The 24,539-nt window shown below is 55.7% G+C and carries 21 protein-coding genes and 1 pseudogene; 21 read left to right on the top strand and 1 reads right to left on the bottom strand.

What is annotated here, in order from left to right; genetic code table 11:
- Nucleotides 1–8 precede the first annotated feature (8 nt).
- The 11 genes and pseudogenes from NKH83_RS18270 to NKH83_RS18220 all read left to right on the top strand — a co-directional run bounded on the left by NKH83_RS18270 (nt 9) and on the right by NKH83_RS18220 (nt 12,082).
- A complete protein-coding gene (locus NKH83_RS18270; protein ID WP_352806310.1) occupies nt 9–1,286 on the top strand; it encodes a sugar transferase in 1,278 nt (425 codons plus the stop codon).
- A gap of 146 nt (nt 1,287–1,432) precedes the next feature.
- Nucleotides 1,433–2,552 (top strand): annotated as a pseudogene (gene gmd, locus NKH83_RS18265) (GDP-mannose 4,6-dehydratase).
- Nucleotides 2,549–3,331, top strand: a complete 783-nt coding sequence (locus NKH83_RS18260; RefSeq protein ID WP_352806307.1) for a glycosyltransferase family 2 protein — start codon at nt 2,549–2,551, stop codon at nt 3,329–3,331. Before gmd ends, NKH83_RS18260 begins: the two are co-directional and overlap by 4 nt.
- A 353-nt stretch (nt 3,332–3,684) precedes the next feature.
- A complete protein-coding gene (locus tag NKH83_RS18255) occupies nt 3,685–4,377 on the top strand; it encodes a glycosyltransferase family protein (RefSeq protein ID WP_352806304.1) in 693 nt (230 codons plus the stop codon).
- Between the two features lie 123 nt (nt 4,378–4,500).
- Entirely contained in the window at nt 4,501–5,217 is a 717-nt protein-coding gene (locus NKH83_RS18250) for an FkbM family methyltransferase (RefSeq protein WP_352806301.1), read from the top strand.
- A gap of 111 nt (nt 5,218–5,328) precedes the next feature.
- Nucleotides 5,329–6,600: a glycosyltransferase gene (locus NKH83_RS18245; RefSeq protein WP_352806298.1), complete on the top strand. Its 1,272-nt coding sequence runs from the start codon at nt 5,329–5,331 to the stop codon at nt 6,598–6,600.
- A gap of 39 nt (nt 6,601–6,639) precedes the next feature.
- Nucleotides 6,640–7,443: a class I SAM-dependent methyltransferase gene (locus NKH83_RS18240; RefSeq protein WP_352806295.1), complete on the top strand. Its 804-nt coding sequence runs from the start codon at nt 6,640–6,642 to the stop codon at nt 7,441–7,443.
- A gap of 112 nt (nt 7,444–7,555) precedes the next feature.
- Entirely contained in the window at nt 7,556–8,890 is a 1,335-nt protein-coding gene (locus NKH83_RS18235; RefSeq protein ID WP_352806292.1) for a flippase, read from the top strand.
- A gap of 48 nt (nt 8,891–8,938) precedes the next feature.
- Entirely contained in the window at nt 8,939–9,622 is a 684-nt protein-coding gene (locus tag NKH83_RS18230) for a class I SAM-dependent methyltransferase (protein WP_352806289.1), read from the top strand.
- Nucleotides 9,623–9,644: 22 nt separating this feature from the next.
- The gene (locus NKH83_RS18225) at nt 9,645–10,925 is read left to right on the top strand and encodes an O-antigen ligase family protein (protein WP_352806285.1); all 1,281 of its coding nucleotides are present in this window, start codon (nt 9,645–9,647) and stop codon (nt 10,923–10,925) included.
- Nucleotides 10,926–11,005: 80 nt separating this feature from the next.
- Nucleotides 11,006–12,082, top strand: coding sequence for a glycosyltransferase family protein (locus NKH83_RS18220; protein WP_352806282.1), 1,077 nt, complete (start codon nt 11,006–11,008; stop codon nt 12,080–12,082).
- A gap of 28 nt (nt 12,083–12,110) precedes the next feature.
- Here NKH83_RS18220 and NKH83_RS18215 read toward each other — a convergent pair whose 3' ends face one another.
- A complete protein-coding gene (locus NKH83_RS18215) occupies nt 12,111–12,977 on the bottom strand; it encodes a hypothetical protein (RefSeq protein WP_352806279.1) in 867 nt (288 codons plus the stop codon).
- Nucleotides 12,978–13,116: 139 nt separating this feature from the next.
- On the opposite strand from NKH83_RS18215, the gene NKH83_RS18210 reads away from it, so the two are divergent.
- The 10 genes from NKH83_RS18210 to NKH83_RS18165 all read left to right on the top strand — a co-directional run bounded on the left by NKH83_RS18210 (nt 13,117) and on the right by NKH83_RS18165 (nt 24,332).
- Nucleotides 13,117–13,695, top strand: coding sequence for an acyltransferase (locus tag NKH83_RS18210; protein ID WP_352806277.1), 579 nt, complete (start codon nt 13,117–13,119; stop codon nt 13,693–13,695).
- A 122-nt stretch (nt 13,696–13,817) separates the two neighbouring features.
- On the top strand, nt 13,818–14,855 hold the full coding sequence (locus NKH83_RS18205) for an NAD-dependent epimerase/dehydratase family protein (protein ID WP_352806275.1): 1,038 nt from the start codon (nt 13,818–13,820) through the stop codon (nt 14,853–14,855).
- Nucleotides 14,852–16,027 (top strand): glycosyltransferase family 4 protein, encoded by a 1,176-nt coding sequence (locus NKH83_RS18200; RefSeq protein WP_352806272.1) that lies wholly within the window; start codon nt 14,852–14,854, stop codon nt 16,025–16,027. The genes NKH83_RS18205 and NKH83_RS18200 overlap by 4 nt, the downstream gene beginning before the upstream one ends.
- Before the next feature lie 22 nt (nt 16,028–16,049).
- Entirely contained in the window at nt 16,050–16,523 is a 474-nt protein-coding gene (locus NKH83_RS18195) for a hypothetical protein (protein ID WP_352806268.1), read from the top strand.
- Nucleotides 16,524–16,848: 325 nt separating this feature from the next.
- A complete protein-coding gene (locus tag NKH83_RS18190) occupies nt 16,849–17,334 on the top strand; it encodes a hypothetical protein (protein ID WP_352806265.1) in 486 nt (161 codons plus the stop codon).
- Nucleotides 17,335–17,841: 507 nt separating this feature from the next.
- On the top strand, nt 17,842–18,648 hold the full coding sequence (locus NKH83_RS18185) for a tyrosine-protein phosphatase (protein WP_352806261.1): 807 nt from the start codon (nt 17,842–17,844) through the stop codon (nt 18,646–18,648).
- Nucleotides 18,648–19,430, top strand: a complete 783-nt coding sequence (locus tag NKH83_RS18180; RefSeq protein WP_352806258.1) for a polysaccharide biosynthesis/export family protein — start codon at nt 18,648–18,650, stop codon at nt 19,428–19,430. Before NKH83_RS18185 ends, NKH83_RS18180 begins: the two co-directional genes overlap by 1 nt.
- Nucleotides 19,431–19,487: 57 nt before the next feature.
- The gene (locus tag NKH83_RS18175) at nt 19,488–21,872 is read left to right on the top strand and encodes a GumC family protein (protein WP_352806255.1); all 2,385 of its coding nucleotides are present in this window, start codon (nt 19,488–19,490) and stop codon (nt 21,870–21,872) included.
- Nucleotides 21,838–23,019 (top strand): tetratricopeptide repeat protein, encoded by a 1,182-nt coding sequence (locus tag NKH83_RS18170; RefSeq protein ID WP_352806252.1) that lies wholly within the window; start codon nt 21,838–21,840, stop codon nt 23,017–23,019. The genes NKH83_RS18175 and NKH83_RS18170 overlap by 35 nt, the downstream gene beginning before the upstream one ends.
- Nucleotides 23,016–24,332, top strand: coding sequence for an O-antigen ligase family protein (locus NKH83_RS18165; protein ID WP_352806249.1), 1,317 nt, complete (start codon nt 23,016–23,018; stop codon nt 24,330–24,332). The genes NKH83_RS18170 and NKH83_RS18165 overlap by 4 nt, the downstream gene beginning before the upstream one ends.
- Nucleotides 24,333–24,539 lie beyond the last annotated feature (207 nt).

Raw genomic sequence — 24,539 nt, 5'->3', positions numbered from 1 at the left:
GATTCAAATTGATCGCCACTACCATCCAATTACCCGACAAACGGCATCTGCTGCTCCGGATGCGCTTCCAACTGCTTGGCGGATTGACATTCGCGATTCTGCTGCCGGCGCTGATCCGTCTGTCGTTCGATCAGGAGGTGATCCGGACACCCAACCTGCAGGTTACGATCTTTGCGGCATTTATCGCTCACACGACAGGTTATCTCTTTTATAAGCGCATCGGCAATTTCCCGGGCGTCGCGGCGGCTGGCTACATCCTGCCAACCTTTGCCCTGACCTACGGCCTGGTGTTCGCGACGATCTTCTTCTTCAGGTTCGACTACAGCCGGTTCCAGGCCGCGGCGAGCTTCATTCAATCGACATTGTGGTATTTTGGTTTGGGCTTGGCGACCCGGCGGCTCGATGCACATCGACTGGCTATAATTCCCGGCGGAGACGTCAACAGGCTGGAGAGCATACCCGGCGTTAGCTGGCACAGGATTCATTCGCCCGACACAATCGTTGAGTACGCGACCGGGGTGGTGGCCGATCTTCGGGCCGACCTTTCAGATGAGTGGGAGCGGTATATTGCCGACAGCGCGCTCTCGGGAACGCCGGTCTACCATGTCAAGCAAATAAGCGAGTCGCTCACAGGCAGGGTAGAGATCGAGCATCTTTCTGAAAACACTCTGGGCTCCCTGAATCCAAACCAGGCTTACCTGAAAATAAAGCAGGCGATAGACTGGGCTTCTGCGCTATTTGTGCTCATTGTTTTCTCGCCATTGCTGTTGTTCGTGGCGATTGCTGTAAAGATCGATTCGCCTGGACCGGCGCTATTTAGACAGAAGCGAATGGGCTACAGAGGGCATCCCTACGAGGTCTACAAGTTTCGAACGATGAAGCTCAGCGACACGGCTGTCGACGAGAAGGAAGCGGCCATCACGAAGACCGGCGACACACGCATCACCCGTTTGGGGCAGTTCTTGAGAAAATCCAGGATCGACGAGTTGCCGCAGGCCTTGAACATCCTGCGCGGCGAGATGAGCTGGATCGGTCCGCGGCCGGAAGCGCTCGTACTGTCGAAATGGTACGAGGCGGAGCTGCCATTTTATCGCTATAGGCACATCGTTCGGCCTGGCATTACCGGATGGGCGCAAGTCAACCAAGGCCATGTTGCAGCCGTCGACGACGTCTTGGAAAAGCTTCACTACGACTTCTACTACATCAAGAATTTCTCCCCTTGGCTCGACGTGCTGATCGTGTTTCGTACCATCCGAACCATGCTCACGGGATTTGGCGCGCGTTGATAAGGCGACAACGATCGGCAGTCGACGTAACTAAGCCGTCGCTCGCAAGCCTCACATTTCCAGTTTTTGAAGTGGGTATTTGTAATGTCCAAAGCTACGCTGATCAGCGTTGAAAATACCGTCGTATCGACCTCGGAGAAAGCACAATGACTAGGAAGACCGCACTCATTACCGGCATCACCGGCCAGGACGGCGCCTATCTGGCGGAACTTCTTTTGGCAAAGGGCTATAATGTCCATGGTATCAAACGGCGTTCGTCGTCGTTCAACACCGGTCGCATCGACAATCTCTACCAGGATCCTCACGAAAAGGACGTAAAGCTGTCGCTGCACTATGGCGATATGACCGACGCCACCAACCTCATCCGCATCGTCCAGGAAGTGCAGCCAGACGAGATTTATAATCTCGCCGCACAATCGCATGTCCAGGTGAGCTTCGAGACCGCGGAATACACGGCGAATGCCGACGCGATCGGCACATTGCGCCTGCTCGAGGCGATCCGGCTGCTTGGCCTGACAAAAAAGACGCGTTTTTATCAAGCATCGACGTCAGAGCTCTACGGCAAGGTGCAGGAGATCCCGCAACGGGAGACGACGCCTTTCTATCCCCGGTCACCCTATGCAGCGGCAAAGATTTATGCCTACTGGATCACAGTGAATTACCGCGAAGCCTACGACATCCATGCATCCAACGGTATCCTGTTCAATCACGAAAGCCCGATGCGCGGCGAGACATTTGTCACCCGCAAGATCACGCGCGCGGCCGCCGCGATAAGCCTCGGCCTTCAGGACAAACTCTACCTCGGCAACCTGTCGGCTGAACGCGATTGGGGCCATGCCCGCGACTATGTCGAAGGCATGTGGAGAATTCTTCAGCATGAGGTGCCCGACGACTATGTGCTTGCAACCGGCGTAAAGAACTCGGTCCGCCGTTTTGTCGAGCTTGCATTCAATGAGGTTGGGACGGAGATCCAATGGGTTGGTTCCGGCATAGAAGAAAAGGGCATCGACGCAAAATCCGGCGCTGTTCTGGTCGAGGTGGATCCGCGTTATTTCAGGCCGACCGAAGTCGAGCTTCTGATCGGCGATGCCTCCAAAGCAGAGCGCGTTCTCGGGTGGACGGCAACAACGTCGCTGACGACAATGGTCCAGGAAATGGTCCAGTCCGACCTCGAAACAGTAAGGCGGGAATCCGAACATCGGCGCCTCGATGAGGATCGCATTCGCGTTGCGGCACAGTAAGCGGCGCCGGACCGGGTTGACATGAAAATCTCGGTCTTGACCGTCTGTTGGAACTCCGCGGCGACGATCAGGCATACGATCGACAGCTTCCTGGTCCAGAATCATTTCGACAAGGAACTGGTGATCATCGACGGCAATTCATCGGACGATACGCTGCGGATAGTTCAATCGTACCCACAGGACCAGATCCGCCTAGTCAGCGAACCCGATCGCGGAATGTATGATGCGCTCAACAAAGGACTACGCCTCTATACCGGAGATGCGGTTGGCGTGCTGAATTCCGACGATTGCTTCCACGATCGTACGGCGCTGGGACGGATCTCGGCAGGGCTCGAACAGGCCGACATCGTGCATGGCGACCTGGATTTTGTCGAAGACCATCTGAGCAAGCGCGTCGTACGCCGTTGGCGTGCCGCACCCCGGCCCGCTAAAGGTTTTCGCACCGGCTGGATGCCGGCCCATCCAACGTTCTACGTCAAGCGGAAGGTTGCGGACGCGGTCGGTGCATTCGACCTCGGCCACAAAGTGGCATCGGATTATGATTGGATGTTGAGAGCCGTTGAACTCCACGGTTTCCGAATCGCCGCGACCAACCACGTCTTGGTAGACATGATGGTTGGCGGAGCCAGCACGCGAAGCTTTGCCTCGCATATCGGCCACAATCTGGAGGCGCTGCGGGCACGCCGCCGTTGGCTGCGCTCCGGACCGATCGACTACGCGCTTGTTGCTAAGCCTATGCGCAAACTGGGGCAGTTTTTCGGCATCGATGATGGCAGCACCGCCAAGCAAAGCCGCACGGAGTAAATGGAATAGTGGTTTCGGTAGGCAGTTCCAATGCATCGAAGGTCGGTCCAAGGCGCGATTACGCTCACGTGTCTGCTCCAAATGGCCACCGCCAATTCTATCGCGATCTCCTTGCCGGCCTCTTTGCTCTCGAACCTGTAACAGGACGCATTGGACCTCGACTGTGGCTTGATATGGTTCGGGCCCGCCACCTCCTGTTTGGCACCATAGATGACGACTTTGCGGGCTTTATAGCCGTTGCATTGGCAAGATCGCTGATCGGGCGGCGGACGGTTGGGCTTTTTCTGAGGCCGTCCAGTTGCTTTGAGAACGGAAGGCTCCTTAGCCGCCTCAAAAGGTGGATTTTCCGGTGCTTGCGGTATCTGCCTGGGCTGTCGCTGTTTACGATCTTGCCCTTCAATTTCGATCGCAGATTTGCCGAGGTCGCCCATGGGTGGGTGCACGACCCTCAGATGTGGGACGTGCATCACGGGGCGGCGTTTGCCGAAACTAGCCAGCTGTCGCGCGATGTGTTGGCCGCGGCTGGCGGGCGTGCAATTTTATGCTTCCTGGGCAGCGTGAGAAAGTCAAAGGGGTTCGGATTCCTGGTCGATATTTTTTCCGACCACCCAGACCTCGCTAAAGATGTTTTTGTTGTTGCTGCGGGGCACGTCGATCCAGCCTGTGACGGGGATTGCGCGCGCCTGACTGCTGCCGGCGGAATGGTGGTTGACCGGTTCGTGTCGGACGACGAGCTCCTGGGCCTGTACAAAACGTGCGATTTCGCTTGGTGCTGTTACGAGCCGGATTACGATCAGGCTTCAGGCATATTCGGGAGAAGCGTACAATTGGGCACGCGTCCGATAATCCGAAAGGGCGCGTATCTTGAGAAATATGCGCAAGAAGGTGTGGTTGCGCCGGTACGTTTAGTTTACGGCGATACCGGTGATGCCGCTGCCCATATTGCAGCCGCCGCAGCTAATCGGTCCGCCAAGCCCGAACGGCTGGGCGAAATAGTTGGTGGCTGGCGAGGCGATTTTGTGCAGAAAATCCGCGCGGCCTTTTGACCTCCACGCGGATGTGCGTCAACGCCGCTAAGACGGGTACTTGGCCGCCTGCCATGTAAGTTCTAAGAATCGAGATAAAGGCTGATTGTGTTGCAATTCTTGAGTGCCAAGGCGAAGATATCATTGCGTGACGTAGGGCGGCGGTTTGGGTTTGACGTGCGCCTGAATGGCATTAATTCCCGCGACGATTTGCGTCTTGTGCATTTTCTTCGCATGCAGGAGATCGATCTCGTAATCGACGTTGGTGCCAACAAGGGCCAGTTCGGCACGATGCTGTTTGCGGCGGGGTTTCAAGGCTCGATGATTTCGTTCGAACCGCTACCAGATGCGCACTCCGAACTCATGAGCACAGCAAAAGCATCCGGCCAGCGCTGGACGGTAGGACCAGCTGTTGCGCTAAGCGACACTAGTGGGTCGGCAACGTTCCATGTTACGGAAGCGTCGACGAGCAGTTCGTTGCACGAACCACGCGAGTCGTTCGTGGAACACACTCCCCGTGTGGCCGTCGCCAAGCGGATCGAGGTCAAGACAGAGCGGCTTGATGCCCTCGCGAACACGATCGGCCTTGCTGGCAAGCGGGCATTCCTGAAACTTGACGTGCAGGGCGCTGAAGGGGCTGTTCTTGCAGGTGCCTCCGCCGTCCTACCGCAACTGCGAGGCATCCTAACCGAACTGTCGCTGGTCGAACTCTATACAGGGCAGGCGACGGCGCTGGAGGTGCATCAACTCATTGGCGGCAGTGGGTTCGAATTGTGGGATGTCTGGCAAGGGTACAGAAACCCGCAGACGCAGCGACTAACACAGATTGATGCCTTGTATTTTCGTCCAAGCCAGGCCTGAGACTTTGAACAATGAGCCGGCTGGTTCGAGAGTGAGCCCAGCTCCAATCAGGAGCTTTCCGACGATCCAAGCAACGAATGGAACGGTTGCCGCACGGATTGTTCTAATATCATGAACGTCGTTCAGATTGTTGGCTGTGCGCTCAACTCCGGTGCGGGTCGAGGAATCCGCGCTGTGCACGAAGCCTTATTGGATGCAGGAATTCGTTCACGTATTCTGGGGAGGGTTGAGCGGGACCTTCCAGAGGACTTGTTCGCCAGAAGAGTTCCCTTGCTGCAACGTCTGCCTGTTGGCATTAAGAACCGTGCCTACATGTGGCACTTGATGCGGCAATTCGGGGTGATTCCGCCAAATTTTCATCCCATCTCTCACGGCCTCAGCCTTCACAATTCGCCGGAATATCGGAAAGCTGATGTTATCCATGTCCAGTGGGCCCACGCGCCCACGCTTGGGCCAGCATTCTGGCGTGCGACTAAGCGCGAAAAACGGCCGGTGGTCTGGACGCTCCGCGACATGTGGCCGTTCACTGGCGGCTGTCATTTTTCTGGTTTGTGCGAGAAATATGGCAGTGGTTGCGGCCAGTGCCCACTCCTGGGCGGAGGGGACGAGAAGATTACATCTGCCGATATTGCCTTTAAGGCCGAGCACTATGGTCCACAATCGGTATTCGTTGCGATCAGCCACACGATTGCCGAGCAGGCTCGAAGGAGTGTGGTATTGAGTGAGCGACAAATCCATGTAATCCCAAACAGTGTTCAAATGAGCCAGCTTCGCGTGATTGACAAGGCGCAAGCGCGTAGCGCACTGGGTCTCCCAGAAGGTAAATTCGTGATCGCTTCCGGCGCTTTGAATCTGGCCGATCCGCGCAAAGGCGCGGATATCATGCGTCACCTGCTTAATGCTTACCGGCATGACAAAAATATTCACTGGTGTTTGTTTGGCAACGGACTTGCAGAGCTGGTCGACCCGGTACCTGAAAACTGTACAGGTTTTGGCCTCCTCCGCGACGATGTCACTCTCAACCAGATTTATTCGGCGGCCGACGTATTCGTGATGCCCTCACTTCAAGAATCATTCGGCAAAGTCACGGTTGAGGCGATGGCATGCGGAACTCCTGTCATCGGGCTCTTCAAAACGCCAGCCGAAGAGATCATCAGCCACGGGCAGACCGGATGGTTGGCCAAGCACGGCGATCACGATGCGGTATTGGCCGCCGTCGAGGCAGCACGAGTCCTGCCATTTTCATCATTGAGGAGTTTTGGAGTGAGCGCACGCGCCGCCGTGATCGACAGATATTCACCAAAGGCTATCGCCCATCGCTATGTCGACCTGTATGAAGCCCTGCTAAGTGGCAATCAGCCGGATCGACGTGTGAGGCAGTAGAAAGACTGTGCTTTAATTATATAGTTTGTCGGGGGTGAAATGAATACGTTAAAGGGGACAGCTAAACGCCTGTTGCCGGCAAGCCTGTATACGCGTGCAGCGGATACTTGGTTAAGACTTATGGCAGGTGCACGTTTTGTACGTGTCTTACCCAGAGTGGACATTATTCAACTTACGCAGGTAGCGCAGTCACTAAATGGGAAATTTGAGCGAACTTGTCCCATCTGTGAGTTTAGGGGGTATTTCCGAGCGCACGGTTCCCCGCTGAGATGGGACGCAAAATGCCCGAGTTGCGGATCGCTGGAACGTCACCGGCTCCTGCGCTTGGCCATGCAATCAGAATTCCCGTTAAAACCCGATGGAAGGCTTTTACATTTCGCCCCTGAGCCGGCCATGACCCGATTTGTGCGTCCAGCTGTTGCAGAATATGTCACGGCCGACATCAGTGGGCACCACGTGGATCACACGATCAATATCGAACAGATCGATTTTCCGGACAGTTCATTCGATTCGATAATATGTAGTCACGTTCTTGAACACGTTGATGATCGGAGCGCTTTGGCTGAGATGTATCGTGTAATGCGGCCAAAGGGTGTCCTTTACCTGATGACGCCGGTTATTGATGGGTGGGAGTCAACCTACGAGCATCAGCATGCCAAAGGAGCGCGGGAGCGAGAGTTGCACTTCGGTCAGAACGATCATCTCCGATACTACGGGCGAGACCTTCGCGACCGTATACTTTCCGCTGGTTTCCTGTTGGATGAGTATACTGCCTCCGGTGAAGACTGCGTCACGTATGGCTTATGGCGAGGCGAAAGGATTTTTGTGTGCCGCAAAGGCTGAATGGCATTGATCAAAACGCGGGTGACGGTTGTGCCTCCGGCAATCGCGCGGGACGAGCGTTTCACGAGTTTCCGATTTTGCCAAACATCGGTACTTCATGATGCTCCGGAAATTGACAGGTTTTGTCGGACGGTATTGGAAATATATTTCAAACTCGCTTTGGTTGATTGCTGAAAAACTATCAACAAGCCTGATGACGCTTTTTGTGGCGGCCGCGGTGGCGCGCTATCTCGGGCCGAGCGATTTTGGATTGCTGTCCTATGCGTTTTCTTTGGCGCTCCTGTTTGCGGTTGCCGGACAACTGGGGCTCGACGGGCTGGTAATTCGAGAAATCGTCAACCGCCCCGACGACGTGCCGCGCGTACTGGGTACAGTATTCGTTTTGAAGTTCGCTGGGCATTTGCTCGGAGCCGCAGGTTTGGTCGTTTATGCGCTGTCTGTCAGCGTCGATTCGACGGAGCGTATATTGTTGTTTTGGGCTGCGGCCTTCATACCCCTGGCAGCGCTATCGGCGTTCCTCGGGCTCTGGTTTCACGCCCGCGTTCAGGCCCGGTACAACGCCGTTGCATCGAGCATATCCACGCTGCTAGTCGGCGTGGGAAAACTCGGGCTTGTTTGGACAGGGGCTGGAGTGGTGGCGTTCGCCGCTGCAAATGTGGCCCAGGTCTTGATCGCGGCCACGCTCTCCTTCCGCTTTTACAGGCGGCAGAAAGGTCCGCCTTTATCGGAATTGCGATTCTCGCCGGCATTGGCCAAGACCCTCCTCTCGGAGAGCTGGCTGCTTTTCCTTGGCTCCATCTTTGCATTCATTTACCTGAAGATCGACGTGATCATGCTTCGGTGGCTAGCGGGACCGTCGGAGGTTGGCACTTATGCGGTGGCAGCGGCCCTTTCGGAGGCGGCATACTTCGTGCCGGCTGCATTGGTCGCCAGCGTGTTCCCCAAGCTGATCGAATCCGCGAAAAGCGATCAAGAGTTGTTTGAGAGACGGCTTCAGACGGTGTTCGACATCTTGTGGCTGGCGGGGCTTGGCCTCATCGCGACGATGCTCCTGCTGGGCGGTCCTATCATTCGGCTTTTTTTTGGAGCTCAATACGAGGCGTCGATCCCGGTGCTGCTGGTCCATGTCCTGTCTGCGCCGTTCTATTTCATGCGGATCGCGTTCACGCGATGGACGATCATAAAGAGTGGTGCCACATTCTTCCTTGTTACCGAAGGCCTCGGCGCGCTGACGAACGTAGCTCTTAATTTCCTTCTCATCCCCCACTATGGGAGTATTGGGGCCGCACTTGCGACGTTCCTCTCCTATGCGACGGCCTCCTACCTCACCTTGGCCATCCCGCGCCGAACGAGGCCTGTTTTTTTAATGATGTCGCGCTCTGTCTTGATGCCGTGGCGCGCTCCCAAAGAGTTTTGGAATTTAGTAAGGCGAGGCGCCTATGCCTGACCGGGCAACGCCAACGCACACCAGAAGCAAAAGCGGAGCTATGAGCGCATGACGGTTTTGAACAGAATGGCGGCAAAGTGGAACCATTTTGCGCAAGCTTCCAACAATACGCGAGCTGCGGTGGAGTTATCCCGGCTCGGTCTGCCATACTTGCCGTGGTCCGAGGCGTCCTTGCTTCCTTCTGCCCTGCAGGTGGTGCTCAATGAAATTGAAATCAATTCCCGCAAGACAGTCGTGGAATTTGGAAGTGGTATTTCCACGATCTACATTGCCCAAGTCCTGTCACGGCTCGGCGGCCGGCTGGTCAGCTTCGAGAGCGACGCGGAATGGGCAACATTCGTCGAGAATCGTCTCTCAGCGTTGAATTTGTCCGAGTTCGCCTCCGTCGTTCATGCGCCATTGGGACCGTGTACCTTGAGCAAGAATGGCCTGGACTGGTACGATCAAGCGGCCGTTGCAGCGGCTGTACGGGATCTGTCGGTCGATTGTGTGCTTGTCGATGGTCCGCCTGCCTACAAGACCGGATATGAACTGGCGCGCTACCCCGCACTTCCGGCACTCCAGGCACAACTCGCGCCAGACTACGCCGTGTTTCTCGATGATATCCATCGGCTTGGCGAAAAGCAGATATTGCGGCTCTGGGCCGATCACTTCGGCATCAAATTTCTGTCCCTTTTTTCCAAGGGGAACATAGCCCGCGGTGTCCACGGCGTGGCACACTTCACCGTGTGATTACCGAGGCGCGAACAGTCGCATGACCCGGAGACCCAATCTTCGTTACGGCGTATCCGCCGATTTCACTCGGCTTGCGCATTTGAGAGGCTATGTTGACTGGCGCATTTTGTTTTCCCCAGCAACGGCGTTCGCTCTCGCGATTGTTGGCACATATGCTTTTGCCGGCTTTGTAAACAGGTTTGATCCAGAAGGCAGTGCCGGGTCGATCCTGGTAAGAGTAGCCATTGCCTTGGTAACTGTGGCCTCATATGCAGTTCTTCCGGCGAAGTTAAGGTCGTCTACGGCCGCACTTCTTCCGATGAAGATTTTTTTTGTGATATACCTGTGCAGACTTGTTGAGAATGTTTACCTGTCTTCGATAATAATCTCACCGGGTCCTAGTCTTGTATTTGGTGTTTTCCTGGTTGCTAGCGTCGGCGCTACGCTGCTTATCGCATCTATGGATAGAGCTATAATAAACACGGATCTGACCCTTGTAATGAATGCGCTTTGCGTAATCTTTTTGATTGGGCTCTACCTTAATAGGGACGTCCTCTTCGTGGCACAAGGCGAGAGGATGTCTATAGACAAAATAAATCCGATAGCGATGGGGCATACAGCTTTCGCATTTTTGATATACTTTTTCCTAGTTTTGGGAAAGACAAAAAAACTGACGATCCAAGCTATGGTGCTTGGACCGATGTTATTGCTGGTCGTTGTGTTTTCTAGGTCTCGCGGCGCTTACATTGCTGGCGCGGGGTCTCTATTGGTGTACATACTGTTGCTTAAAGGGTCAAAAAGATTGTTCGCCATATTGGGAGCATTAGTTGTGGCCCTGGCAATTTTAGCGACCAGTGGCGTGGAACTCATCGACGTTGTCATCGCAAGACTTCAGACGATCAGCGTAGATGCCGATCAATCCACAATGATACGCAGCCAATTGTTCGCTGGAGCTTGGAGACAGTTTTTAGAAGACCCGGTGTTCGGGCGTTATGCGGTCGAAATGCAATTTAAGTTCTATCCCCACAATATTTATCTTGAGTCTCTGATGTCGGTGGGGATAATTGGGTCGTTGCCATTTGCGGCTCACATAATTTTGGCGCTCAGATCGACTGCCGGTATCATTCGGTCCGGCAAATTTCCGCTCGCTGCAGTGCTGACCGCCGTGCTGTTCCTCAGGGAAGCGATCGCCGGCATGGCGAGCGGGGGTCTGTGGGGAAATTCAATCTTCTGGGTCACCTCCGCCCTAACGATATCGTTTTGGTATGGATATCAGGGTTTTCTCGCCAAAGCCCGTAATTCGGAAGTTCGTGCTTACTAAGGTGGAAGTTCTGCCACACCGGCTAATGCCGTGTTCTATCAGCACCCCAGAACCGAGACCAAATTCCAACAGGAACTGCCATGCGAATTTTTCAAAATGCTGGCCTCTCGCCAAGCTATCGGGCTAGACTCGTGACCCTTGTTGCGGGAATCCAACAGTTCGACCAGCAGAAGGACGTATTTCTGAACGATCGCTACGGGGCGGCGCATATCCTGTTGCCGGTGTATGCCGGCAGCCCTGAAGCGTTCTTTACAAATGGAGACGACGAATCGTTGCAGCGGGCATGGGCGCTCGAACACGGGCTTAGCAAACATGTGTCGCTGGCCGATATCCTTCTTGCCCAGATCGAGCATCACAAAACGGACATCTTCTACAATCTCGATCCATTTCGTTACGACGCCTCTTTCGTGCGCCGGCTGCCGGGGCATGTGAAGCGAAAGATCGCCTGGCGCGCCGCACCCGGCAGGATTGATTTTTCGGGGTACGATCTCGTCGTTTGCAATTTCCCGTCGATGCGAAGGCTCTGGGAAGAGCAGGGCGCCAGGACGGCTCATTTCTTTCCCGCCCACGATCCGGAACTCGATGCCGTTGCCGCGAACCGGAACAGGGATATCGATGTCCTTTTCTTCGGCGGCTACAGTCGTCACCACCAGCGCCGCAGGGAGATTTTGGAAGCTGTCGCAAGTCTATCCAGCCGTCTTCGCGTCGTCTTCCACCTCGACTTGTCGCGCTATACGCCGCTCGCCGAAACACCGCTTGGCTGGTTCGGTCCCCTGCGTGCGGTGCGCCGGCCGCGCACCATCCGCAATGTCAGCGCGCCTCCCGTATTCGGTCGCGCCATGTATGCCGAACTCGGAAGAGCGAAGGTCGTGGTCAATGCCTCGATCGACATGGCGGGCCCGGACCGTGGCAACATGCGCTGTTTCGAAACAATGGGCGCGGGCGCTCTGCTGGTGTCCGACTCCGGCAACTATCCCGCACCGATGCGCAATGGCGAAACCATGGCCGTCTATGATCAACCAAAGGACGCATTAAAAACAATCGAACGTCGGCTGGACGACGGAAGCTGGGACAGCGTCGGTTGGGCCGGCAATCGCGTCATACGTGAGGAATATGGCAAGAAACGCCAGTTTGAGCGGTTTCTTGAACTGGTATAGGGGACGCTGGGTTCTCGCGCGGCAATAATTAAGTTTTTTGGGCTGTCCCAAGTTCCTCAAGAAACTTCAAGGTAGCCTGCCACCAGTCCGCCTTGTCGTCCCATTGGGCCGGCCGAAACGGCGAATCGCCGCCGATAGTACCCCAGATGACGATCCCGTCGGCCAGTCTCCTGCATGTGTCCAACTGGGCATACCAGAGGTCGCCTGGCAAAAAGGCAAGTGTCTTGTGAAACTGCGGCCACAGAAAGCAATAGACCGGCTTTCCCTGTGCTATCCTTCGCGCTTCCCCGATGTTAGCTTTCGCGTAGGCGACCCAGGCATCCTTGTCGCCGTAAAACGTATAGAGGGAGGGGAAGAGCGCATCGACGTAGGGGACGAGAGCGGACGCAACAACGGTGTTTTGCTGTTTCCAGTCGTCGAGTGCCGCAGGCCCATTGTGGCCGATCGCTCTCCAATGATCCCTGATCGGCAAAACACTATAGAGCCCAATCTTGACGTTCGGGTCCGCCTTTTTGAACGCGCCGAGCGTCTTCTGGTATTTCGCCAGGGATGATGCCTGATCGGGACCTTCCAACGGCCAGCTTTCGATGTCGATATTGAGGTATTCATTGCTCCTCGGCAAAGTCAGCGCTTGCCGCACCTGGCCGGCATCAGGAATATCCGGTCCGAGAACATGAGGGTCGGCAATCGTAAGGTGTTCGAAACCAAACGCCTGGAAATCAGGCCCTCCGAGGAACCGAATGGCCTCGAAAAGCTTGAACGGTGCGCGCGTCTGAGAGGTCGCGGGCGCCACGCCGGCCAAAAGGCACAACATACAAAACACTGTCTTGAAAAACATTATGCTCGGTATCCAGCGTCGCCAATCGGCGAATTTTTGCGCGGCCGAAATTTGCACGATTTGAATCCCTATAAGCTGAACTTGACGAGTCGAGAAACGCTAGCCTAGCTGGGCGTTTCGGACAACGTTCTTACGGAAGCGTGATCGACGCGCATCTGAGGTGACAGAGGTCTCTGGATTGGACTGGTGGATAGCCATGCTGAGATTTTTGCGCTCCATTCTAAAGATTATTGTTCTTAAGCGGCACAACAAGATTCGCATACGGAATGCCCTTCGTATCGTGCCAGAACGGTTGAATATTGGTGTCGATAACGCATTGTATTGCCGCTTCTATTTTGATCGAGAGTCTGCTACTATAACGGTAGGAGATAGATGTTTTATAGGAAAAAGTCAGATAATTGCAGCAAACAAAATTGTAATTGGTAATGATGTGCTAATGTCGTGGGGGGTTACTATTGTAGATCATAATTCGCATTCTATATATGTGGACGAAAGGCGAGACGATATTACCAATCACACAAGGCGATTGGCTCGAGACTGGTCAAATGTGGCTTCCAGTCCCGTAATTATCGAAGATTTTGCGTGGATCGGGTTCAATGCAATCATTCTAAAGGGTGTGACGGTCGGATACGGGTCGGTTGTCGCAGCCGGTGCCGTTGTCACCAAAAGTGTCCCGCCATACTCCGTCGTAGCAGGCAATCCCGCGAGAGTGATAAAGCAGCTCACCGAACCCAGACCAAAACATTCAATGGAATCAACCTTTAATGAATTATGACCCGATGACAGCATCCGAAATTCGTGCGAGGCTCGCCTCGGCCTTTGGTCCCCTGTCAGGGCTCGTCCGCCTGGCCCTGTCCCCACTGCCCTTCGGCGCCGTTGCCGGAGCTGCGACGCTGCTTGACCGGCGGCCCGGGCGGCTGGTCTCTTTCCTTTGCCATAAGCAAGGGAAGGACTGACTTCTTGACGCAATCAAAAGAGTCTAAGCCTGTCTGGGTGACTGGCGCCGGGGGTTTTATCGGCCTGCATCTGTCGCGATTTCTTGCCCAGCAAGGCCAGCTTGTCCTCGGCTTCGGCCGAAGCGAAGCGCCTGGCTTCGCCCTCGCAACCGGCGGCGCTTTTTTTTCCGGCGGCGTGACCGCGGAAACGATGGGCGCTGCTCTGGCCGCATATGGTCGCCCGGCGGCCGTATATCATATGGCAGGCGGCTCTACGGTAGGCCGGTCTATCGCCGAGCCGCTGAAGGACTTTGAACAAAGCGTCGGTTCCACGGCTTGTGTCCTCGATTTCTTGCGCCGTCACGCACCCGATGCACCTGTCGTTCTTGCGTCTTCCGCTGCGGTCTATGGTGGCGGGCATGTCGGCTCGATCAGGGTCGACGCCACGCTCGACCCCTATTCTCCCTACGGCTACCACAAACGCATGGTTGAGGAGCTTGGCCGGTCACATTGTGCCTCATACGGACAGCCGGTCTCGGTAGCCCGGCTTTTCTCCGTCTATGGCGAGGGGCTGCGCAAGCAGCTTCTCTGGGACCTCTGCGGCAGGCTCGCGGCAGGCGAAACCGACATTGTGCTTGGTGGCACCGGAGCGGAAATGCGGGATTGGCACCATGTCTCGGATGTCGTGCGATTGATCCATCGCGTCTTGCCCGCCAGTGCGGCGCGCTTCGCTATCTATAATGGCGGTGCGGGCGCCGCTGCATCCGTCAGAACGATTTCCAGCATGGTTCTGAAGGCCTGGGGAGGGAACCATCGCCTCTCGTTTTCTGGAGAGTCCCGGCCGGGCGACCCCGTCAATCTGATCTCCGATCCCTCCGGCGTCCCGGACGGGCTCCAGTTACAGGTGCCGCTCAGCAGGGGCATTGCCGGCTATGTCGATTGGTATCGTGTTGAAATTCTCGCCGAACCGGTCGGTCGTCTGCGGCGCGCTGCGCCTTGATTACCGTCGGCTTCACGCTCATTGGCCGCGGATCCTGGTCAGGCGGCGAGTCCTATCTACGCAATATGCTGAGCGTCATCGCCTCGGAGTTGGGCGGCAAGGTTCAGGGAAAGCTGTTTTTGACGCCCGAGCAGCACGCTAGCGTCGGCGCATCCTTTGATCACATGTTGGCCGCGCCAGCTATCGTCGACAACCGGGCCACTGGCGCTGGGCTCGGCAAGCGAGGACTGATCGCACTCGCTGGTGGAAGTGACCGGGCTTTTGCCGATCTTGTGGTCGCACACGGCGTCGATCTCGTATTTGAAGTCGCTCAATGGTTCGGCAACCGATTTCCACTGCCAGTCATTTCCTGGATTCCGGATTTTCAGCACCGTCGCCTGCCCCACCTCTTTCCGCGTCGCGCCTGGTGGCGCAGAGATCTCGGCTTCCGTTTGCAGACGTCCGGCAACCGCACCATAATGCTCTCGAGCGAGGATGCGCTCGGCGATTGCGAAGCATTCTACCCGGCTTCGCGCGGCAAGACCGCCGTGGTGCGCTTCGCCATCGATGTCGATCCAGGCGCCGTCATGGCGCGCACCGAAGCCGCACGCCGGGCGCACGATCTGCCCGACCGCTTCTTTTTCCTGCCCAACCAGTTTTGGATGCACAAAAATCACGGGCTGGTCGTCGAGGCGCTGAGGCATATAGACCGGCTTGGGGCGTTGGGCTCGTTGCCGCCGATAGTCCTCACCGGGCGCACGACTGACCCACGCGACCCGACCTTGTTCAAGCGTCTGATGGGCCTTGCGCAAACGTATCGGGTTGAGAGCCATTTTCGACACCTCGGATTGATCCCGTATAACGACGTCGTCGCTCTGATAGGTGCAACGGACTGCCTGATAAACCCATCCCATTTCGAGGGGTGGTCGACCACCGTTGAAGAGGCGAAATCGCTGGGCGCGCCCATGTTGCTGTCCGACATACGGCTGCATCGCGAGCAGGCCCCGGACGCGCTCTTCTTCCCGCCGAACAACGCCGAAATCCTGGCGCAGCGTCTTCTTGAAGTCGGGCGGCACCCGACTGTTGCCCGCGACAGTGTCACCGTGCTGCAAGGCAGGCAACAGGTCCGCCGACGGGATTATGCGGCAGCACTCCTCACCTTGTTTGAAAAGACCAAAACCGCCGCGCGTTGATTTACTGAATCGGGAGTGGGAATTGTCGATCGGGAAGATGGCCGTACTTGCGTTCATGGCGCTGGCTTTTGCGGGCGGCTTTCTTTTCATCGTCATCAACAAGGGAACAAATATTCGCGCACCGGCGCCGAAGCCGGCGGAAGTCCCTACATCGTTCGATGGCAAGCTTGCCGTCCAGTCAATCGATGATCTGCGCATCGGTGGCCGCAAGATCGTGCTGTGCGGTGTCGCATTTATTCGGCCCCCGTCAATGCGCGCCATGGTCACCGAGGTCGTGCGCCGGGACTATCAAGGACTCGCCTTGACATGCAAACCCGTAGGCTTGGGGACACCGTGCGACGGCAATGTCGCGCCGAAATTCCGTGACGCCGTCGTCGTGCAGTGCCTCACCTCGGACGGAACGGATCTGGCTGCGAAGCTCGTCGAGGCAGGCATTCTGTGCGGGCAGCCCGCGCAGGCGGGCTCGACCTATAAACCTTGCGCGCCGGGCTCGTAGTTCTTGCCTCGAATGGAAGAAGACTGGATGGACGATGTCTCGACACTGTCGATTGCAAGGGTTTGTGTGTAGTGTGTCTGAGCGACTGTAGCGTCAGCGGCCACAGGAATGGCAGATCGGCCCGCCGGTAGCCTGCTATTAGCCGGCTGTAAAGATAGCTCGTTACGATGTTCTAACGGTGTGTTTTATCAACCACACCGAAACCAAAAATTATCTCGCATATGCGAAATGGGTTGGAATTGGCGCAGAAAGCTGTTACGCGCTGATTTCAGTACCTTAGTGGTTGGGGGGCCTCAGGTAACGTGGGACAGAAGGATTGATGCGGATGAACCTAGTTTTGAAGAGTGCGTTGGCCGGAGTTCTTGTGTTGGCCGGCTTCACCCCGGTGTCGTCTTTCGCGCAGGATGGGTCGTGCACCTGTGCAACTGCCTATCAGGGCGCAAGTCCAATTGGATCGCTCGGGCACCTCAATGGCGACGTAATGATCTCGCAGGTGGCTGGCTACGGGCCGGCGCAAGCGGGCGGTGCGCTCGATTTCGGCAGCCGCGTCGTGGTTGGTGCCAAGGGATCGGCTTCGGTTAATGTCGGCGGCTGCAACTTGAGCGTGCCGGCCAATTCGACCCTCGATATTTCGCGCGTCGAGAACAAGATTTGCCTCAATGTCCTGGGTTCTGAGAAGACTGCCCAGACGGGCAATACTAACACAAACAACAACAACACGCCGCTCTTCATTTTTGGCGGCATGGCTCTTGGGGCTGGTGTTCTGGCTGCAACGGCGGACAAAGATCACGGCCACGCCGTTAGCGACTAAAGTTGACCGCGTAGTACATAAGGCAACGGCAGCAGAGGCGTGTGGCGCTTCTGCTGTGTCTGTTGTTGGCGACAGAGCGAGCTTGGCGTGTTTGCTGGTATCGCGACTGCCGCATCGGTCGGATCGCCTAAGCCAAGGCGACATGCGGATGACTGAGGCTGGCGAACATGCCGGGATGAGGAGCGAAGTGCCGGTCTATCCAGGCAAATTTGTTGAATCGCAATCTTTTGCTGCTGCGTGTTGGTGCAAGTTTCGGATACGACGAACGCGACTGCGGAGGGCGGCATGTGTCTAGCGCTCGAAACATCAGGCGCCACTTTTGCCGCCAGTGCGGCGCTGATCATCGGCCCGCATGATGACGACAACTCTGTCCGCCAGTAGCTGGGACCTGGCATCCATCGTATCGCATGAACTTGACAAATGCGTCATTCGCTGTCTTGCGGGTGACGCATTTATACTTTTTGGGGATGACGTCGCCACGTTGCTTCGCTGCAGTTACAAACGCCCATGATCGATCTACATTCCCATATCCTGCCCGGCCTCGACGACGGCTCGCCCAGTCTTGCCGAATCGCTGGAAATGGCTCGGCTGGCGGTGGCCGACGGAACGACCCACATGGCGTGCACGCCACACGTGACGCCGGGCGTTTACGAGAACGGAACATCGAACATCGTCCGGGCGGTTCAAGATCTGCACCAGGCGCTGCGCCGCGCCGCTATACCACTTGCTCTTTATGTCGGCGCCGATGTTCACATAGCGCCGGATCTTCCGGACCAATTGGCGGCCGGCAGTGTGCCGACTTTAAACAGGTCCCGCTATTTTCTGTTCGAACCGCCACATCATGTTCTACCTCCACGAATGGAGGATCTTGCTTTACGCCTAATAAACGCCGGTTTCATCCCGATTCTTACTCATCCTGAGCGTTTGACCTGGATCAAAACGAATTACGACGTTATCGAGAGATTGAATGCAGTGGGCTGTCTTATCCAGCTTACCGCAGACTCGATTGTTGGTGCTTTTGGACGCACGGCGCTTTACTATTCGGAAAAGCTGATTGACGAGGGCAGGGTGGACATCATCGCATCGGACACGCATAGCGCAACACGCAGGCGTCCTGGGCTTTCACAGGCGGTTGCTGCTGCTGCCAAGCGATGTGGGGAAGGCGAGGCCCGCAACATGGTGTTGAAACGACCAGGCGAAATATTGGCGAACCGGCCCATCGAGCCGGTCGGAAAAGCACGTCCAAAAAAACCTAACGCCGGCAACGCCGGCCGTTTTGGATTGGGCCGCTTGTTCAAGGGCGGGACGGTGTGATGGGCGTTTTCCGTTTCGCAAGAAGCCCTATGGCCGCAATGTTTGCCTTGCTTGCATCACTGGCAATCTCCGCATGCACGAGCACTTCGGCGACGACACCATCCTCGTCCGTTGATGCGCTTCAATTGACATCGTCGTCCACGCCACTTTCAGGCGGCGGCGCTCTGCGGGTGGTGAAGGAACTGCCTGCGCCGCAAAATACACAGAACGGCAGCGAGCAGCCTCTGTCTCCGAACGATGTGCTCGAGGTAAATGTCTTTCAGGTCGATAACTTAAACAGAACGGTTCAAGTCGACTCTGGTGGCCAGATTTCGCTTCCGCTTATCGGAACCATCATAGCGGCAGGAAAAACCGTCCGCCAGTTGGAGCAGGAAGTCGAAACCGCTTACGGCGCCAAATACCTGCAGTCGCCTGACGTGACGATTTTCATCAAGGAATCGATTGGACAACGCATAACTGTCGATGGCGAAGTCAACAAGGCCGGCATCTATCCGGTCTCGAGCAATTCTTCCCTCATTGATGCGATCGCCCTTGCCGGAGGGTTCAATAACATTGGGGATGCAAAAAAGGTCTTTGTCTATCGCAATATCGGCGCAAACACTTTGGTTGCTAATTACAACGTCGAGGAGATTCGTGGTGGCAAGAGCCGCAATCCACGGATCTACGGTGGCGACAAGATCGTGGTCTTCGCCTCGAAATCGAAAATTGCGATGAACAATCTCAAGGATGCCCTCGGTGTCGCCTCAAGCGCAGCCCGAATTGCGGTGATCCCGGGACTATGAATCGCAGCCACCGGAATTTGTCGGAATGCAAGCAAAAAACTAGGATTACGACGCACCATGCTCGATCGTAACAGACAGCATCAAATCGCAGGCCCGGGACATAGCCAGGTATTGTCCGCGGACCTCTATTACGACGGTGCGCAAAACTATAGCCCGTACGGTCGCGACCACTCGGAGCAGGACGAAGGCTTCAGCCCGCTAAAGCTGCTCTTTTACGCTGTCCAGTACCGTTGGCTGATCGTCATAATGGTCGCAGCTGGGCTTGTCGCTGGCATCATTGTTACCATGATGCAGACGCCAAAATATCAGGCAACAACGCAATTGGAGGTGCTGGTTCCTTCCGCCAAGGTCTTCCAGGATATCGAAGTGGTTTCCGAAAACAGCGACTTGCGGGCCTTTCAAACGGCTCGAGAAAAGCTGAAAAGCCGCGCATTGGCCCAGCGTGTGGTGTTTCAACTGGGTCTGAGCGAAAAGCCCGATTTCCTGTTTCCCACGCCAGACTTTTCGCTCAGTAACATTTTCTACCGCGCGTTCGGCGTTTCCAAATCGCCCTCCGTTGAGGAGACCACTCCGGAGCAACGTGAGGCAATTGCGATCGGACGAATCCTAAGTGATCTCATGGTCAACCTCGTCCCCAACACGAGCCTGCTGTCCATCACCTTTGTCGATCAGAAGCCGAAGTATGCAAGTGATGTAGCCAACCAGGTTGCGCAAAGTTTCATCGATCAGCGCCTTGATCAAACCAGTGAGACCTCGGACCTTGCACGGCAATTCATCCAGGAACAGGTTTTGCAAGTAAAGCAAAAGCTGCAAAAATCCGAAGAGGATCTGGTCGCTTATGCCAAGGATGCAGGCATCACGATAACCGGCGACGACAAGTCGCTGATAGGATCGAACATCGAGGCGCTGAACACTGCTCTGGCGACAGCAATTCAGGATCGTCTCGATGCTGGACGTGTGGTGGACCAGATAGATAAAGGCCGCGGTTCGAGCTTGGCCCCCGTCCTCGAAAGCGAAGGCCTGCAGAAACTCAGTGACAAGCTGGCGGATTTGACTAGCCAGTACCAGCAAAAGCTGGGCATTCTCAAGCCCGGTTTTCCCGAAATGCAGCAGCTTCAGTCCCAGATCAAGGAATTGCAGCGGCTCTATAACAACGGCGTGCTGGCTATAACCGATTCCCTGCGGTTGAAATATCAGGAGGCGCAGAACAAGGAGGCCGATCTCAAAGCCAAACTTGCTGAGATGGAAAAGCAGCAGGTAATCTTCAACGACAAGAACATCAAATACACGATTCTTAAACGCGAGGTCGATTCAAACCGGTCGCAATATGACAACCTAATCGCCAAGCTGAACGAGGTCGGTGTCAGCTCAGAACTCAAGACGCAAAGCGCGGCAATCGTAGATTTTGCCACGCAGCCGAATCGCCCATATTCGCCGCGCCTGAGCATCAATCTCGCAATCGCCCTGGCCCTTTTCATGGCTCTGAGCGCGTCGGTCATTTATGTTATTGAACTGCTGAACAACACCTTCACCAATCCCGAGCAGGTTGAAAAGGAGCTCGGCTTGGCGATGCTCGGCATCTTGCCGCTGGTCGATGACCGGGAACTCATGGCCAGTATTGCCGATCAGAAATCCGGCCTTTCGGAGGCCTATCGTTCGCTCCGAACATCGCTGCAGTTTTCCGGTGCGGAAGGCGCGCCACGATCACTGGTCGTCACGAGTTCGGAGCCTTCGGAAGGCAAGTCGACCACATCGTTCAAGCTCGGGCAGGATTTTGCAGCACTTGGCGCAAGAGTTCTCATTGTCGACGGCGATCTCCGGAAGCCGAACCTTCATCGCCTGTTTGGTCTGGACAACACGATCGGGCTAAGCAATCTGCTGACGAACACCGTGCGCAAGGAAGATCTGGCGAGCATTTTCAGGGCGACCAAATATCCCAACGTGACCGTGCTGACTTCTGGAACGATTCCGCCGAACCCCGCGGATCTGCTCTCTTCGCCGAAGATGGCCCTGATCATAACCAATCTTGGCAAGCGCTTCGATGTTGTCATCATCGACGCTCCGCCGATCGTCGGTCTTTCGGATGCTCCCATTCTCAGCCGGCTTGCTGAGGGCACATTGATGGTCATCTCTACCAATCAGGTGACACGCAAGTCGGCCAAGACCGCATTGAAGCGCCTGCGAGCTGCTGGCGCGAACGTGGTCGGAGCCGCGATGTCAAAGTTTGCGGTGAACAAGTTCGATTACAACTACGCCTACAAATATATGAATTATCAGTACTACAACTACGGCACTGACACGAATACTCCGAAGATTGAGGGCAAAGTCGATGATGGAGCAAGCCAGCCCGCTTACGCAAAGTCTCCGACATTCAGTCGTCTGGTTCGTCGCGTCCGTTCTGGTGTTGGTGGCTTCCTCGATCGGGCTAAGTCGATTTCTTGAAACAGAAGCACCGGCTGCTTCTCTTGCATTGGATCCGTTCAACGTTGATGCGTTGATAGCTGAAATCACCGGCGACCTGAACGACATGAACAATGCTCCTGATCTTGATGCATTGCTTGCCAGGGCCAGGGGCGGGCTCGCCTTCGATCTGGCGGATGCGCGTCTCTACAGCCTGATCGGCGAGATCAAATACCGGCAGGGCGAAAAGGACGAAGCCTACCAGCTCTTCGATCAAGCCCGAAAATTGTCCAAAACAGAGATCCATGCACTGCAGAGATCCATAGCCCGCAAGATCGAAACAGGTGATTTGCCGAAGGCGGTTGGCGAGATCGACATATTGCTGCGGCGATGGCCAGACCAATTTCCTGCAGTCGCCGACGGCCTGCCGACAATTCTCTCGAATCCTGATGGGTACCAAGCCGTGCTGACGGCCATCAGGGCGCAGGCGCCCTGGAGAGTCAGTCTGATCTACGCTCTTAGCAAAACTCCCGAGGGGATCGATTTCGCAAATCGGCTGCTGCTCGATTTGACCGGATCAAGCGCGCCACCGAATTCGAGTGAACTCACAGCCGCAATCAGCGGCTATATTCGTCAGAAGCAATATGAACCGGCCTATCGGCTGTTTCTTTTCACCCTGTCTGAGCAAGAGCGCAAACTAGGCGGATACATTTTTAACAGCACGTTCGAGCCGGTCCCCAGCGGCAAGCCCTTCGATTGGCAGGTTCCCGGTCAATCGGGCTTGGAAGTGACATTTGCAGCATCCCAGGATGCTGTGGAGGGCGAGGGTGGGGCGACTGTCCGGTTCTTGAACACCCCGGTCAAGAACACTGCCCTTCAGCAATATATTCAACTGCCTCCAGGCTCCTACAAGATTTCCCTGGTTGCCTCTGCACGAAACCTGAAGCTTCCAAAGGAATTGTTCTGGTCGATCAGATGCGCGGGGCCAGCCGGCGAAGTTGCACGGTTCAACGTTCCCGAGGGGACATATAACCGCCAAAATCTAAGCCAGGATTTCTCGGTTGGACCAGCTGACTGCCCCATGCAACTGTTGACGCTAAAGACCGCCGCCATTGCCGAGAGCTGGCGATTTCGCTATGTCGGCACCTTGGTGATGCACAAATTGAGCATTGAGAGACTTCCATCTTGAACGACCGACCGTCGGAATGGGATAAATATCTCCTCGGCTCGGTCTTGTTTGTATCCCTGCTCATCGGCGGTGGTACGGCCAGCGGCCTTTACACCGACACTCTGATCGAGGTCGCGGCAATTGTCTCGGCGGCAGCCATATTTTCGCGAACCTCTGGTCAAAGAAGCCCCCGTTCTGTCTTGTGGCTGCTGATCTTCGCCGTGGCGTTGATCGTTTTGCAAATCGTCCCACTGCCGGCGGGCATCTTCAACGGGTTGCGGCCGGAGCTGCTGTTTGGTGATCCCTGGGTTGGAGACACGCGGTTTCGCTTCATCAGCGTCGGTGTCGGCCGCACGATCGAATGTTTGCTTTATCTTTTGGCCGCAGCCGCGTTTTTTTTGGCCGTATTGCGTCTGCGCGCCGAGCAGGTCAGCGCGCTTCTTCCGTTTTTCTTCATGGGCGTTATCTGCAATGGTTTGGCGGGAGCGATTCAATATTCGCTCTCTAGCGATATCGCTATTGTGGGGCTGTTTCCTTTTACGATCAATGCCGGGCTTTTTGCCAATGTGAATCATTTTTCGGCTTTGCTTTTTGTGTCTATTCCCTTCGTCGTCTATTACGGTCTGATCCGCGGACATCTCTTGTCCGGATCCTTCGGCCTGATCGCGCTTTTGCTGCTTCTTTTGGCTGCGGGTTCCCGCGCTGGTGTTCTGATTGGGTTGGCGATCTCCGTATTATCCGTGATCTTTCTCTCAGCCCGTTCGAGAGTGAGTGGATTCAGCGCTCTCCTGATTTTTATCGGGCTTTCGGTCTACACGATGAGCGCTTGGACCAAGCTGGATGCACAGGTGCTCGATCCGGCTTTCGGGCGAGGAGAATTCGCCCGAACCACAATCGAGGGGATAAAGGACAATTGGGCGACAGGCGTCGGATTTGGGAATTTTCAAAACGCCTACCAGATATACGAACGGGAGAGCATGATTTTCAGGCAATACGTCAATCATGCCCATAATGAATATCTTGAAATAGCCTTCGAGGGCGGAGTTCCCGCCATCCTGCTGATGTCGAGTTATTTCTTGTTGCTTTTCGCAGCATTGGTTAGAATTCGCCGAGACCCGCTCCAGAAAGCAGCGTTCCTCTCGGTTTCTTTTCTTCTTATTCATTCGCTGGTCGACTATCCGCTGCGAACCGCGGCACTGGCGATAACCTTTGCCTATATGAACGCCATCATCTTCCACAAAGGATTTGCGGAACGCTCGAGCCGCAAGAGTGAGATGATCGAGATCGATCACAACGGTGACAAGCTGCTTGTCCCCATCAGCACTTCATCTTAACGACATCGTTGCCACGGCTGCTCGTCGGCTGAATGAGGCGGACGACTGTCGGGCAAGCGCCCCTGACCGCGGGCTCCTGGCAGCTCCCCAGAACCCAGGCAATATTTTCCTGCCCCTCCCAAACGGATTCGGTCGCTGAGCAGAAATTTCCCGATTTTGCTGGCCGTGCGGAAAATTCATTCCCGAACCATTCGGCGACAAGCCTGT

Origin of the sequence: Mesorhizobium sp. M0909 (assembly GCF_040319515.1) — a bacterium.
Taxonomy (GTDB): Bacteria; Pseudomonadota; Alphaproteobacteria; order Rhizobiales; family Rhizobiaceae; genus Mesorhizobium.
The sequence above is the reverse complement of the archived record's forward strand: the minus strand, read 5'-3'. Positions and strand labels throughout refer to the sequence as shown.